The 13,332-nt window shown below is 70.4% G+C and carries 16 protein-coding genes; 6 read left to right on the top strand and 10 right to left on the bottom strand.

Going from position 1 to position 13,332, the window contains the following annotated elements; all coding sequences use genetic code 11:
- Positions 1 to 28 precede the first annotated feature (28 nt).
- Both OH802_RS26110 and OH802_RS26105 read right to left on the bottom strand, forming a co-directional pair.
- Positions 29 to 604 (bottom strand): isochorismatase family protein, encoded by a 576-nt coding sequence (locus OH802_RS26110; RefSeq protein WP_406023301.1) that lies wholly within the window; start codon positions 602 to 604, stop codon positions 29 to 31.
- A 45-nt stretch (positions 605 to 649) separates the two neighbouring features.
- Complete coding sequence (locus tag OH802_RS26105; protein ID WP_406029414.1) at positions 650 to 1,888, bottom strand: nicotinate phosphoribosyltransferase; 1,239 nt, start codon at positions 1,886 to 1,888, stop codon at positions 650 to 652.
- Positions 1,889 to 1,968: 80 nt separating this feature from the next.
- Here OH802_RS26105 and clpS point away from each other — a divergent pair, with 80 nt between their 5' ends.
- Together clpS and OH802_RS26095 are read left to right on the top strand one after the other, a co-directional pair.
- Positions 1,969 to 2,262: an ATP-dependent Clp protease adapter ClpS gene (gene clpS, locus OH802_RS26100; RefSeq protein WP_040755277.1), complete on the top strand. Its 294-nt coding sequence runs from the start codon at positions 1,969 to 1,971 to the stop codon at positions 2,260 to 2,262.
- The gene (locus OH802_RS26095; protein ID WP_378834366.1) at positions 2,262 to 2,852 is read left to right on the top strand and encodes a DUF2017 domain-containing protein; all 591 of its coding nucleotides are present in this window, start codon (positions 2,262 to 2,264) and stop codon (positions 2,850 to 2,852) included. The genes clpS and OH802_RS26095 overlap by 1 nt, the downstream gene beginning before the upstream one ends.
- Here OH802_RS26095 and OH802_RS26090 read toward each other — a convergent pair whose 3' ends face one another.
- The gene (locus OH802_RS26090) at positions 2,853 to 3,281 is read right to left on the bottom strand and encodes a MarR family winged helix-turn-helix transcriptional regulator (protein WP_406023300.1); all 429 of its coding nucleotides are present in this window, start codon (positions 3,279 to 3,281) and stop codon (positions 2,853 to 2,855) included.
- 74 nt (positions 3,282 to 3,355) lie between these two features.
- On the opposite strand from OH802_RS26090, the gene OH802_RS26085 reads away from it, so the two are divergent.
- The 3 genes from OH802_RS26085 to OH802_RS26075 all read left to right on the top strand — a co-directional run bounded on the left by OH802_RS26085 (position 3,356) and on the right by OH802_RS26075 (position 6,008).
- Positions 3,356 to 5,188, top strand: a complete 1,833-nt coding sequence (locus tag OH802_RS26085) for an ABC transporter ATP-binding protein (RefSeq protein ID WP_406023299.1) — start codon at positions 3,356 to 3,358, stop codon at positions 5,186 to 5,188.
- A gap of 83 nt (positions 5,189 to 5,271) precedes the next feature.
- Positions 5,272 to 5,700 carry a M67 family metallopeptidase gene (locus OH802_RS26080; protein ID WP_355232109.1) on the top strand — a complete coding sequence of 143 codons (429 nt, stop codon included), beginning with the start codon at positions 5,272 to 5,274 and terminating at the stop codon, positions 5,698 to 5,700.
- 32 nt (positions 5,701 to 5,732) lie between these two features.
- Complete coding sequence (locus tag OH802_RS26075) at positions 5,733 to 6,008, top strand: MoaD family protein (RefSeq protein WP_008358635.1); 276 nt, start codon at positions 5,733 to 5,735, stop codon at positions 6,006 to 6,008.
- Positions 6,009 to 6,013: 5 nt separating this feature from the next.
- On the opposite strand, the gene OH802_RS26070 is transcribed toward OH802_RS26075, so the two are convergent.
- Genes OH802_RS26070 through OH802_RS26055 form a run of 4 tightly spaced genes read right to left on the bottom strand, consistent with a single transcriptional unit; the run spans position 6,014 to position 9,546 of the window.
- Positions 6,014 to 6,640, bottom strand: coding sequence for a response regulator (locus OH802_RS26070; RefSeq protein WP_406023298.1), 627 nt, complete (start codon positions 6,638 to 6,640; stop codon positions 6,014 to 6,016).
- Positions 6,637 to 7,851, bottom strand: a complete 1,215-nt coding sequence (locus OH802_RS26065) for a sensor histidine kinase (RefSeq protein ID WP_406023297.1) — start codon at positions 7,849 to 7,851, stop codon at positions 6,637 to 6,639. Before OH802_RS26065 ends, OH802_RS26070 begins: the two co-directional genes overlap by 4 nt.
- Positions 7,852 to 7,864: 13 nt before the next feature.
- Entirely contained in the window at positions 7,865 to 8,608 is a 744-nt protein-coding gene (locus tag OH802_RS26060) for an ABC transporter permease (RefSeq protein WP_406023296.1), read from the bottom strand.
- Positions 8,605 to 9,546 carry an ABC transporter ATP-binding protein gene (locus tag OH802_RS26055; RefSeq protein WP_406023295.1) on the bottom strand — a complete coding sequence of 314 codons (942 nt, stop codon included), beginning with the start codon at positions 9,544 to 9,546 and terminating at the stop codon, positions 8,605 to 8,607. Before OH802_RS26055 ends, OH802_RS26060 begins: the two co-directional genes overlap by 4 nt.
- A 90-nt stretch (positions 9,547 to 9,636) precedes the next feature.
- On the opposite strand from OH802_RS26055, the gene OH802_RS26050 reads away from it, so the two are divergent.
- On the top strand, positions 9,637 to 10,584 hold the full coding sequence (locus OH802_RS26050) for a pyridoxal-phosphate dependent enzyme (protein ID WP_355232119.1): 948 nt from the start codon (positions 9,637 to 9,639) through the stop codon (positions 10,582 to 10,584).
- Positions 10,585 to 10,612: 28 nt separating this feature from the next.
- Here the strand turns inward: OH802_RS26050 and OH802_RS26045 are convergent, their stop codons facing one another.
- The 3 genes from OH802_RS26045 to OH802_RS26035 form a co-directional block, all read right to left on the bottom strand.
- On the bottom strand, positions 10,613 to 10,957 hold the full coding sequence (locus OH802_RS26045; protein WP_406023294.1) for a hypothetical protein: 345 nt from the start codon (positions 10,955 to 10,957) through the stop codon (positions 10,613 to 10,615).
- Positions 10,958 to 10,987: 30 nt separating this feature from the next.
- Entirely contained in the window at positions 10,988 to 12,211 is a 1,224-nt protein-coding gene (locus OH802_RS26040; RefSeq protein WP_406023293.1) for an FAD-dependent oxidoreductase, read from the bottom strand.
- A 75-nt stretch (positions 12,212 to 12,286) separates the two neighbouring features.
- Positions 12,287 to 13,324, bottom strand: a complete 1,038-nt coding sequence (locus OH802_RS26035) for an alkaline phosphatase family protein (RefSeq protein ID WP_406023292.1) — start codon at positions 13,322 to 13,324, stop codon at positions 12,287 to 12,289.
- Positions 13,325 to 13,332: the final 8 nt, after the last annotated feature.

Raw genomic sequence — 13,332 nt, 5'->3', positions numbered from 1 at the left:
TTCTATCTGCCCAAAATTCTCAATTCTGTCACGAGACCGTTATCCCGGCCGAGCGCATCTCCTCGATGGCAGCCGATGTGCTCGCCGCGGCCACGCCTGCGGCCAGATCGGCGAGCAGCGTGGTGTGGAAACCGGCGGCTCGGGCGTCGAGCGCGGTGGCACGTACGCAGTAGTCGGTCGCCAGCCCGCACACGTCGACCTCCTCGACGCCGTGGGCCCGGAGCCAGTCGGTGAGATTGGCGCCGCCGGTGGCCGCGCCCTCGAAGCCGGAGTAGGCCGCTGCGTACTCACCCTTGCGGAAGACCTCGTCGAAGGTGACCGGGTCGAGGTTGTGGTGGAAGGCCTCGCCGTCGGTGCCGACCACACAGTGGGCCGGCCAGGAGTCGACGTAGTCCGGGGGGTTGCCGAAGTGGTCGCCCGGGTCGATGTGATGGTCCTTGGTCGCCACGACCAGCCCGTACGTCTGCTCCGGGTCCTTGCTCGCCGCCCGCTCCCGCAGCAGCTGACCGATGTCGTAGGCGACCCGAGCCCCGCCGTCGACCGGCAGGGACCCGCCCTCGCAGAAGTCGTTCTGTACGTCGACCACGATCAGTGCACGCGTCATGCCCGCCAGCCTAGACCGGCCCGGCGAGACCGGCCCGGCGAGACATCACTGGAAGAGCGTCGGGATCGCCGGATCGCCCTTCAGGAGCGAGTGGGCGATGACGGGGAGCTCGGCGACCGAAGCCCGGTGGCGCTCGCGCGCGGCGTCGAGGGGCTCGCGGCCCACGACCTCACCGTTCTTGACCAGCTGGGTGAGCAGCGGCCGGTCGTTGCCGTCGCCCTCGGGTGCGGTGCCGATGCCGATCACCTCGGCGTCGGCGACATCCTTGCGGTTGCGGCGGCGCAGGGCGTACTTCCGACCGCCGATCGAGGCCTTGGACGCGCTCTTCTTGGCGACCGGCTCCAGGTCGCCAGAGGCGCCCTCGCGGGCGACCAGCTTGTAGACGAAGCCGGCCGTCGGGTGACCGGAGCCGGTGACCAGCTGGGTGCCGACGCCGTAGCCGTCGACCGGGGCGGCCGCGAGGCCGGCGATGGCGTACTCGTCCAGGTCGCTGGTGACGATGATCTTCGTCTCGGTGGCGCCGAGGCCGTCCAGCTGGTGGCGTACGTCATGGGCGAGGAGCCCCAGGTCGCCGGAGTCGATCCGCACCGCACCGAGCTCGGGGCCGGCGATCTCGACCGCCTTGGCCACCGCCTCGGCGATGTCATAGGTGTCCACCAGCAGCGTGGTGCCCTTGCCGAGGGAGGCGACCTGGGCCTGGAAGGCCTGCTCCTCGGTGTCGTGCAGGAGGGTGAAGGCGTGCGCAGAGGTGCCGGTCGTGGGCACGCCGAAGCGGGCGCGGGCGGCGAGGTTGGAGGTGGCCGTGAAGCCGGCGACATAGGCCGCGCGGGCGGCGGCGATCGCGGCCGCCTCGTGGGTGCGGCGCGAGCCCATCTCGATGCACGGGCGCTCGCCGGCCGCGAGCGTCATCCGGGAGGCCGCGGTGGCGATGGCCGAGTCGTGGTTGTAGATCGAGAGGAGCACCGTCTCCAGGACGACCGCCTCGGCGAAGCTGGCCTCGACCACGAGCAGGGGCGACTGCGGGAAGAAGGTCTCGCCCTCGGCGTACCCCCAGATGTCGCCGGTGAAGCGGTAGCCGGCCAGCCACTCCAGGGTCGGGCCGTCGACGACGCCCTCCAGGATGGCCAGCTGCTCCGAGCCGAAGCGGAACGCCTCGAGGGCGTCGAGCGCCCGCCCGACCCCGGCCACCACGCCGTAGCGCCGCCCGCCGGCCAGGCGCCGGGGGAACAGCTCGAAGACGGCACGACGCTCCGCGGTGCCCGCCTTCAGGGCGGCCTGGAGCATGGTCAGCTCGTAGTGATCTGTCAGGAGCGCGGTCGAGTCCGCTGTCGAGTCCACGGGCACATCGTGGCACGATGGATGGCATGAGTGCGCCAAGCCCCGTGGAGCTCGACGAGCCCGAGGTCGACGACCTCGTAGCGCCCGCGACCCCGTGGGTGACCATCGTCTGGAACGACCCGGTCAACCTGATGTCGTACGTCACCTTCGTCTTCCAGAAGTACTTCGGCTACTCCAAGAAGAAGTCGGAGAAGCTGATGATGGAGGTGCACAACGACGGCAAGTCGGCCGTCTCCTCCGGATCACGCGAGGAGATGGAGCGCGACGTGCAGGCGATGCACGAATACGGCCTGTGGGCGACGCTGGAGAAGCAGGATTGATGGGCGGGTTCAGCTACCACCGCCGCAGCAAGCAGATCATCGCGACCTTCTCCGGGTTCGAGGCCGACCTGCTCCGTTCGTTGGCCTCGCAGCTCGTCGAGCTGTTGCGCAACGAGGTCGCCGCCCCTGCCGAGAGCGATGACCCGCTCGAGGCGCTGCTCGACTTCTCGGGGCCGACCACCGAGCCCGAGGACCCGGTCCTGAAGCGGCTCTTCCCCTCTGCCTACGGGAACGACGAAGAGGCCGCCGGGGAGTTCCGGCGGTTCACCGAGGGTGGGCTGCGCGACGGCAAGGCGCGGGCCGCGTGCACGATCATCGACTCGCTCGAGGAGGCGGGCCTCCCGCCCGAGCTCGACGAGGACGGGCTGGTCATCGACGTCGAGCTCCCGATCCCGGACGCCGAGGCGTGGATGCGCTCCTTCACCGACATCCGGCTCGCGCTGGCGACCCGGCTCGGGGTCGAGGAGGGCGACGAGGACTTCTGGGACTCGCTGCCCGACGACGACCCCGCCGGCCAGGTCTACGGGATCTACCAGTGGGTGGGGATCCTGCAGGAGACCATGGTCGAGGCGCTGTGGGCGGCGTCCTGACTACGGCGAACGTTCGGCCGTACGACCGTCCAGCAGGGTGACCAGGATCCGGGTGAGCGTCTTCCGGTCCTCCTCGGGCAGGGGCTGCAGGAGCTCGTCGGCCGCCTGTTGACGAGCATCCTCGATCAGTCGTCCCAGGCGTACGCCCTCCTCGGTCGCAACCACGCAGACCGCCCGACGGTCGGCGGGATCCGGCTGGCGCACGACCAGGCCGTGGAGCTCGAGGCCGTCGATGACCTCGGTGGCCGACCGAGGGACGATGCGGAGCCTCTCGGCGAGGGCCGAGAGGCGCATCGGCTCATCGGCGGCGAGCACCATCCGCAGGGCACGGGCCTGCGAGGGGGTGACCCCCCAGCGGGCGGTCGCGTCGCCGAAGCGGCGGCGCAGGGTGCGCGCTGCCGCCATCAGCAGGTCGGCGGTCTCGTCCACAGGAATAATCCTAACGCCATCGTGCGTTGGCCTCATTGTGAGCCAACCTCAGTAAATAGGATCGAGGTGTTCGAATGAGTGAGCCGCACCCGTACAAACCGTCCGGCGAATCCGGCCGATCCGGCCGTGATCCCGGCAGCAAGCGCGCCGATCGCGCCCAGCTCGAGGCCAAGCCGGTCTCGCTGCGGCGGATCGCGCGCCTCTTCGCGCCCTACCGTGGGCGCCTGCTTCTCGTCGTGGCGCTGATCGTGGTGAGCTCGGTGATCGGTCTGGCGCAGCCGTTCCTGGTCAAGCACGTCATCGACACCGCCCTGCCCGAGCGTGACACCACGCTGCTCGTGCTCAGCGTCGCCGCGATGGTGCTCGTCGCGATCGCCTCCGCCGCCCTCGGAGTGGCCCAGACGCTGATCTCGACCGAGGTCGGCCAGCGGGTCATGCACCGGCTGCGTACCGACCTCTTCGGGCACCTGCAGCGCCAGTCGCTCGACTTCTTCACCCGTACCCGGGGTGGCGAGGTGCAGTCGCGGATGGTCAACGACATCGGCTCGATGCAGTCGGTGGTCACCTCCACCGCCACCTCGATCGCGGCCAACGTCACGGTCGTCGTCGGCACCGTGATCGCGATGATGGCGCTCAACTGGCGGCTCGCGCTGATCTCGCTGGTGGTGCTGCCGCCGGCGGTGTGGACGACCCGCAAGGTGGCGCAGATGCGCTACGCGGTCACGACGCAGCGTCAGGCGAAGATGGCCGACCTGCACGTGCAGGTCGAGGAGGGGCTCTCGGTCAGCGGCATCCTGCTGACCAAGACGCTCGGTGCCGCGCCCGCCCTGGCCTCCCGTTTCGAGCAGACCTCCCACGACCTCGTCGGTCTGGAGGTACGCAGCCAGCTCGCCGGGCGGTGGCGGATGGCGACCATGCAGGTGGTCTTCGCCGCGGTTCCGGCCGCGCTCTACCTCGCCGCGGGCTTCCCGGCGACCTCCGGTACGTTGACCATCGGGACCCTGGTCGCATTCGTCTCGCTCCAGGGCTCGCTCTTCCGGCCGCTGATGGGTCTGCTCAACGTCGGGGTCGACGTGACCTCCTCCCTGGCGCTCTTCTCGCGGATCTTCGAGTACCTCGACCTGCCGGTCGAGATCGACGACCCGGCCTCCCCGGTGCCTCTGGGTGAGGCTCGCGGGGAGGTCGTCCTCGACGACGTCGGGTTCTCCTACGACGGCTCGCAACCCGTCCTCGAGCACATCTCGCTGCGGGTGCCCGCCGGCGGCTCGTTAGCGCTTGTCGGGGCCACAGGGTCAGGGAAGTCGACGCTGGCCGGGATGGTCGCGCGGCTGCACGACCCGACCTCTGGCCGGGTGCTGCTCGACGGGGTCGACCTGCGCGACCTGACCCTCGCCGACCTGGCCGCCAACGTCGGCATGGTCACCCAGGAGACCTATCTGCTCCATGCGAGCGTTCGAGACAACCTGCGCCACGCGCGCCCCGAGGCGAGCGACGACGAGATCGAGGAAGCTGCTCGTGCGGCCCGGATCCACGACCTGATCGTCGGGCTCCCCGACGGCTATGACACGCTCGTCGGCTCCCGCGGCCACCGCTTCTCCGGCGGTGAGCAACAGCGGCTGGCGATCGCCCGCACGCTGCTGCGAGACCCGCGGGTGCTCGTGCTCGACGAGGCCACCTCCGCGCTCGACAACACCACCGAGCGGGAGGTCCAGGCCGCCCTGGACCGCCTGGCGGAGGGGCGTACGACGATCACCATCGCCCACCGCCTCTCCACCGTTCGCGACGCCGACCAGATCGCCGTCCTCGACCGGGGCCGGGTCGTCGAGGTCGGCACCCATGAGGAGCTGCTGCTGCGCGCCGGCGCCTACGCCGACCTCGTACGCGGCGGTCTGACGGCGGCTGCCTAGCACGGATCCGGTGCGCGAGGCGGACGGCGTCCGAGGGCCGGTCACGTTCAGGATCCGGTGCTCGGGCGCATACGCTGAGCAGCGTGCTGACCATCGACCAGGCGACGTACGACGCGATCGTCGCCCACGCGAAGCGCGACCATCCCGACGAGGCGTGTGGGATCGTCGCGGGCCCTGAGGGGTCCGACCGGCCGGAGCGGTTCATCGAGATGATCAACGCCGCCGGCTCGCCGACCTTCTACGAGTTCGACTCGACCGATCTGCTCCAGCTCTACAAGGAGATGGACGCGAACGATGAGGAGCCGGTGATCGTCTACCACTCCCACACCGCGACCGAGGCTTACCCGTCCCGGACCGACATCGGGCTGGCGATGGAGCCGAACGCGCACTACGTGCTGGTCAGCACCCGAGAGCACGGAAATGACGAGGGTCCGGTCGAGTTCCGGTCGTACCGCATCGTCGACGGCAACGTCACCGAGGAAGAAATCAGCATCGTCGCGACGTTGTCGTGACGCGCCCAAGAAACATCCAGCTAGGAGAACCCATGGCCATCGAGGTCAAGATCCCGACCATCCTCCGCACCTACACCGCCGGTGAGAAGGCAGTCAGCGCCGAGGGCAAGACCCTGAGTGCGCTCATCGACGACCTCGAGGCGAACCACTCCGGCATCAAGGAGCGCCTCATCGACAACGGTGACCTGCGCCGCTTCGTCAACGTCTACATCAACGACGAGGACGTACGTTTCATCGGCGGTCTCGACGCCGAGCTCAAGGACGGCGACCAGGTCGTGGTGCTTCCCGCCGTCGCCGGCGGCTGCTGAACCCTTCAGCCCAGAATGCCGCGGTCGTACGCTCGTGCGACCGCGGCTGCTCTGTCTGTGACCCCGAGCTTGTCGAAGATGTGACCCAGGTGGGTCTTGACCGTCGCCTCGCTGACGAAGAGCTTTGCGGCGATGGCGCGGTTGGTCGTGCCGCGCGCGACGAGGGTGAGCACCTCGCGCTCGCGGGGGCTCAGCTGAGCCGTCGGGCCGGGTGAGCGCAGCCGGGAGGCGAGCCTGGTCGCGACCGCGGGGGAGAGGACCGTCTCGCCGGCCGCGGTGGCGCGGACGGCCTCGACCAGGTCCTGAGTCGGCGCGTCCTTGAGCAGATAGCCGGTCGCACCCGCCTCGATCGCGGCGACCACGTCGGAGTCGGTGTCGAACGTCGTCAGGACCAGTACGCCGGTCCGCGACTCCAACGCCCGGAGCCGCTCGATCACCTCGACCCCTCCGGTGCCGGGCATCCGCAGGTCGAGCACGAGCACGTCCGGCTCGAGCTCCGCGACGAGAGCCAGGGCCTGCGCCCCGTCTCCCGCCTGGCCGACGACCTCGAAGCCTTGCGCGCGGAGCACTCCGACCACCCCGTCGCGTACGACGGGGTGGTCGTCGGCGACCACGATCCTGATCTGAGTCATGCGGGTCCTCGGGGGAGTGCGGGGATGCTGGCGGAGACGGCGGTGCCGGCGCCGGGGGCGGACTCGAGGGTGAATGTGCCGGCCAGACGCTGGGCGCGCTCGCGCATCACGCCCAGCCCGAACGAGGACGAGCGGCGCGGAGCGGCGGGGTCGAAGCCGGAGCCGTCGTCGCGCACGTCGAGGATGACGTCGGCATCGTCGTAGGTGAGGGTGACGCCGACCCGGGATGCGTCGGCGTGCTTGGCGACGTTGGCGAGCGCCTCCTGGGCGATCCGCAGCAGCGTCGCCTCGACCTCGGAGTGCAGCGCCGTGGCATCACCGACGACGACGAAGGAGGCCTCGACGCCGTGGTCGTCGCGCCAGCTCGTGACCAGTCTCGACAGGGCATCGGCGAGGCCCGTGTCGGCCAGCTCGGCAGGGGTGAGGTCCTGCACGGACCGCCGGGCCTCGACCAGCGCGGTGCGGGCCATCTCGGTTGCCCGGGCCACCCGACGGCGTACGTCCTGGGCGTCCGCGGAGCCCTCGGCGGCCTGGAGCTGGGCCACGACGCCGGCCAGGGACTGGGCGATGGTGTCGTGGATCTCGCGGGCGAGGCGCTCGCGCTCGTCGCGTACGCCGGTCTGGCGGGACTGGGCGAGGAGCTGCTGCTGGAGGCGGGCGTTCTCGGCGAGGGCGTTCTCCAGCCGGACGATCGTGTCGGCCCGCTCCTGGCTGACGGCGTCGAGGTGCATGCTGTAGCGGGCCATCAGGGTCGCGAGGCCGAAGTTGACGACGAAGAGCACGGGCAGCGCCGCGCTCTGCCACGGGCTGTCGTACGGCGGCGGCCCGCCGGTCTGGCCGGTGGCCATGATCAGCGAGGTGGCCGCCATCGCCACCCATCTCCAGCGGCCGCGGAAGGACTCGAAGGCGTCCAGGAAGCCGACCCAGGCGAAGATGCAGAAGAGCGGATGGACGATGGTGAGGGCGGCGGCCAGCAGGGTGCGCCCGACGTAGCCGACCGGATGTGGGCGGCCGTAGACATACATCCACCGCCAGATCCACACCGCGGTCACCGCCACCAGCACGCCGAGCGTCACCTGCATGCCGAGCGTGTGCGGGCCCATCTCCGGAATGGTCGCGACGCTGATCACCGTGGCGAGCGCGAGCAGCACGAAGGGCAGCGCCTTGAGGTTTCGCTCCCAGAGCTGCTCGTGCTCGACGGCCGAGGTCATGTGGAGGACCTTCTCATTCCCAGCGGAAGGCGCGCACGGCAATCAGGTAGAGCACCACGGCCCAGCCGCCCATCACGGCCAGGTCCGCGAGCTGGGGAAAGCTCCCGCCCGCGGCGTCGTTGAGTGCGTTGGACGCGGCCCCGTAGGGCGAGAGCGAGATGACGTCGCGCACCGTGCCGCCGAAGGCCTCGACCGGGAAGTAGACCCCCGCGGTGAACATCGATGGGAAGAAGACCACCATCCCCACCACCTGCCCGGTCTTCGCGTTGGGGGAGACCGCGGTGATCGCGGCGCCGATCCCCAGCGAGACCGCCAGCGCCAGGACGTAGGCGACGACGTATCCGACGAGCGACTCCGGGAGCGGGGTCCCGAACACCACCCGGCCGAAGAGGATCACGATCACCGAGGAGGCAGCGACCGCGACAGCGTGGACGAGCACCTGGCCGAGCAGGATCGAGGCGGGGCGGGCCGGCGTGGTCCCGAGTCGCCGCAGGACCCCGCTCTCGCGGTAACCGGTCAGCGTCGGCGGCATCGTCATGATCGCCGCCATGATCATCGAGAGCAGCACCGTGACCGGAACGTAGACATCGATCAGGCTCCGGCCACCGAGGTCGACACTGTCCTCGCGGAAGCTCGGGATCACCCCGAGCACTCCCAGCAACAGGCTCGGGAACAGGACGATCCAGAAGAGTGAGAGCCGCTCGCGGGCGAAGAGCCGGGACTCCGTACGGATCACGGCAACGGTCGGGCTGGTCATCGGAGCGCCTCCTGGCGGGCGTCGGTGTCGGTTTCGGTGAGGTCGAGGTAGGCGGCGTCGAGGCTGCCCGCGGCGATGCGGAGTCGCTGCGGGGTCACGCCTTGTGTACGCAGCAGCTCGACGACCGCGAGCGCGACCCCTTCGGCGCCCTCGACGGTGACGGTGCCGTTCTCGCTGCGTGCGGCGGTGACTCCGTCGAGGTCGCGCAGGGAGGCCAAGTCGATCGCGACCGAGGTCTCGAAGGTGGTGATGGTGGAGGCGGAGGCGGAGTCGATGAGCCCCGCCGGGGTGTCCAGCGCCCGGATCCGGCCGGCGTCGACGATGGCGATCCGGTCGCAGAGCGTCTGCGCCTCCTCCATCGAGTGGGTGACCAGCAGGACGGTCACACCTCGGTCGCGTACGTCCCGCACCAGGTCCCACACCTCACGACGGGCACGTGGGTCCAGGCCCGTCGTCAGCTCGTCGAGCACGACGACCCGCGGCCGGCCGATCAGAGCCAGCGCGATCGAGAGCCGCTGCTGCTGGCCGCCGGAGAGGTTCTCGAACCGCTGCCGCAGGTGAGGACCGAGGCCGAGCCGCTCGGCCAGCGGTGCCCACGGCTCCGGGTCGGGATAGAACGCGCTCCACAGCTCCAGCGCCTCCTGGACGGTGATCTTCGGCTGCAGCTTCGCCTCCTGGAGCTGTACGCCGAGCACCTCCGTCACGGCAGCGCGATCGGTCCACGGGTCGATGCCGTGGACCCGGATCCGGCCGCGGTCGCCGACCCGCAGGCCGGCGATCGACTCGACGGTCGTGCTCTTGCCGGCTCCGTTGGGGCCGAGGATGCCGAAGATCTCGCCTTCGTGGACGCTCAGGCTGATCTCGTCGACCGCCACCTTGTCGCCATAGGTCTTGCGCAGGCCGTCCACGACGACCGCTGGTTCTCGCTCCTGATGCATACCTCCAGCCTGGTCGGTGACGCGGTCTCACGGATCGGGCGATCGGCGCGAGTGGCCATCAGTCGATCGGTTGATGCGACGATGGACCCCATGCGCTACGACAACCTGCTGGCGTCGGTCGGGGGCACCCCGTTGGTGGGGCTGCCCCGCCTCTCGCCCTCTCCCGACGTACGTCTGTGGGCCAAGCTCGAGGACCGGAACCCCACCGGCTCGATCAAGGACCGCCCGGCTCTTCGCATGGTCGAAGAGGCCGAGAAGGACGGCAGGCTCCGCCCGGGCTGCACGATCCTGGAGCCGACCTCCGGCAACACCGGGATCTCGCTGGCCATGGCGGCCAAGCTCAAGGGCTACCGGATCGTGTGCGTGATGCCCGAGAACACCTCCGAGGAGCGGCGCCAGCTGCTGCGGATGTGGGGCGCCGAGATCGTCTCCTCGCCCGCCGCCGGTGGCTCCAACGAGGCCGTCCGGGTCGCCAAGCGCCTCGCCGCCGAGCACCCCGACTGGGAGATGCTCTACCAGTACGGCAACGCCGCCAACGCGCGCGCCCACGAGGAGGGGACCGGCCCCGAGCTCCTCGCCGACCTCCCCTCGATCACCCACTTCGTCGCCGGACTCGGCACGACCGGCACGCTCATGGGTGTCGGCCGCTTCTTCCGCACCGCCAAGCCGGAGGTACGCATCGTTGCCGCCGAGCCGCGCTACGGCGAGCTCGTCTACGGCCTGCGCAACCTCGACGAGGGCTTCGTCCCCGAGCTCTACGACGCGTCCTTGATCGACGCCCGCTTCTCGGTCGGCCCCCGCGACGCCGTACGCCGCGTCCGCGAGCTCCTCGAGCTCGAGGGCATCTTCGCCGGCATCTCCACCGGCGCCATCCTCCACGCCGCGCTCGCCCAGGCCGCCAAGTCCCTCAAGGCCGGCGAGAAGGCCGACATCGCCTTCGTCGTCGCCGACGGCGGCTGGAAGTACCTCTCCACCGGGGCGTACGAGGGCACCATCGACGACGCCGAGGAAGGCCTCGAGGGCCAGCTCTGGGCCTGACCGCCCCGCTGATCGAGCCGGTGGCGCGTCAGCGGCAGAAGGCGTAGACGACGAGGCCGTGGTCCTCGCCGGAGAAGACCTGGTCGAGGGCCTTGCCGGTGAGGTGGGCGTCGACGTAGCGCGGAGCGGGGCCAGTGGCGACGATGGCGTGGCCGGGGAGCCTGCCGGTCATGTCGCGCGGGGCCTCGGCGCTCCAGCAGTCGTGCTTCTCGATGAGGGCGGCGGGGCTGCCGGGGGCCATCGGGCGCCCCGACCAGACGCTGCCGGCCTCGGGCTTGGCGCCGAGCTGCACCAGCGCTACGGCGATGGCCGACGCGTACATCGCCCAGATGCCGAGCGCCAGGAACCCCTTGCGTCCGAGGAAGGCTCTCACTCCTGGGCAACGCGGCAGCGGGCCCCGGGGTTACGGGCGGTGGCCGGGGTCGGCCACGTCGTGGTCGTGGATCCAGGCGAGATGGCGGTCGTACGCATCGCCTGACCCGAGCCGCTTGTTGCGGGCTTGGGCGCGGGGACCGTCGGGGAGATGGAGGACGTCGGCGGCGGCCAGCGAGGCGATCTGGATCCGGCGGGTGCGGTCGCGGCGGCGTACCTCGTAGGTCGTGGTGGCGCGGTCCCAGTCGTCGGTGGCGAGGCAGTCGGCGAGAACGATCGCATCCTCGATCGCCTGGGCGGCACCCTGGCTGTGGTGGGGCACCATCAGGTGAGCGGCGTCGCCGAGCAGCGTGACCCGGCCGCGCGACCAGGTGGCCAGGGGCGGACGGTGGAAGAGGCCCCAGTGCTCTGAGCACGGTGCCGCGGAGATCATCTGGACCACGGCCGGATGCCAGCCGGCGTACGCATGGACGTGCTCGTCGGGGTCGGCCGGCCAGGACCACGAGTCCGGTGCCCAGGGCCCGAGCTGTCGCTTGACCAGCAGGAACGCGTGGTCGCCCTTGCCGACCGGGTGATGCATCAGGTGGCCGTCGGTTCCCGTCCACACCTGCACACGGCCAGGATCGGGGAGCAGGGTGAGCTGCGAGCGCGGGACGATCCCACGCCAGGCGATGCACCCGGAGAACTGGGCGTCGTCGTAGCCGACGACGTGCTCGCGCAGCATCGATGCGGCGCCGTCGGCGCCGATGACCAGGTCGGCCTCGACCGACTCGCCGTCGGCGAACTCCAGTGTCACGGGGCCGTCGCCGGGATCGGTGAGCGCGACCAGGCGGTGGCCGAGGTGGAGCCCCTCGGTGCCGAATGCCTCGCTCAGGAGCGCGTGCAGGTCGGCGTGATCGATGCCGTAGCACGGAGCCCCGGCGCGGTCGGCGTACTCCGCGGCGGAGAGCACCCGTCCGATCGCGGCGCCGGTGTGGCCGTCGCGCCAGACCCAGCCGCCGACGGTCGCCGCCGCCTCACCGAGATCGGGCTCGAGTCCGAGGCGCTCCAGGAGCCGGGTCGCGTTGGCCGGTAGCAGCACGGCGTCGCCGGCAGGGCGTGGATCGGTCGCGGCCTCGTACCCCTCGACCTCGACGCCCCGGCGGCGCAGCTCGACGGCGAGGGTCAGGCCGCCGATGCCGGCGCCGACGATCGTGACCCGCCGGGCACGCCGATCCCTGCGTAAAGCTGCCCGAGCCATCCGGGTGACTGACATCGCACGCTCCTTGGGGAGGTTACGTTCGAAACGTACCTCAGGGGCGTGTGTGCTCGTGGACGGTTACGGCAAACATCATTTGACGTCGAGCGTCTGCTTCTTGCCGATGTCGCTGGTCCCGATGGGACCGAGGCCGAGGAGATCCAGGGCCAGGTTGCCGAGGTCGGCGTTGCGTACGGGCTGGGGGCCTTCGTAGTCGGGCCGGTCCTTGCCGGGGTCGCGGTAGTCGTCGGCGTTGAGCTCGTAGAGGTCCGTGCCGGCGCCGGCGTCCGGCCCCCACACGATGAACGGGATCCGGTAGTTCTCGTAGACCTTCTCGGAGTGGTTGGTGATGCCCGGCTTGAAGCCGTGGTCGGCGGTGAGGATGACGTCGAGCTCCTTCGCCAGCCCGCGGTCGGCGTCGATGACGTCGAGGAACTCGCCGACCTGGGCGTCGGACTCCTCGACGGCCTCCAGATACTCCGGCGACATCCCGCCCGAGGCGTGTCCGGCGGCGTCGGGAAGGGACAGATGTACGAAGGTGAGGTCCCGCCGCTCGTCGGCGAGGTCCTCGGCGGCTTCCGGGACCAGCTCGTCGTGGTCGTCGATCGGTACGTAGAGGTCGATGTCGTCCTCCCAGGCCCGCTGCCACAGCTCGAACTTCTGCTTCGTCACGAAGACCCCGGTGCTGAGCCCAGCCTCGTGGGCGACGGTGAACACCGACTTCTCGTTCTTCGAGATCGACTTCGACGGGTCGCCGACGTTCCAGGTGACCCCGTGGCCGCCGTCGTCGGCGTTGATCGGGTCGCTGGTGACCATGCTGGTGTGGTTGGGCAGGGTGATGTTCTTCTCGTAGGCCGTGCGGGCGTTGAGCGTCGAGGCGCCCTCGTCGATCATCCGGTGGATGTTGGGCGTCTTCGCCGGCCCCAGCTTCGCCAGCGCATCCGGGTTGAGCCCGTCGATCGAGATCGCGAGCACCTTGCGGCCGACCTGGGTGGGCTCACGCTCCGCACGGTCGCGACCGTCGTCCCCGCCGCCACCGCCGCCGTCCCGGTCGGGCAGGGCGGTGAATGCCACGACGAGCACGACGACGAGGAAGATGCCGAGGGAGACGAGAGGGAAGAGGCGACGCACCGGCACAC

This window comes from Nocardioides sp. NBC_00850 (genome assembly GCF_045207335.1).
In the GTDB taxonomy this organism is placed as follows: domain Bacteria; phylum Actinomycetota; class Actinomycetes; order Propionibacteriales; family Nocardioidaceae; genus Nocardioides.
This window is presented reverse-complemented; position numbering and strand designations above follow the sequence as displayed.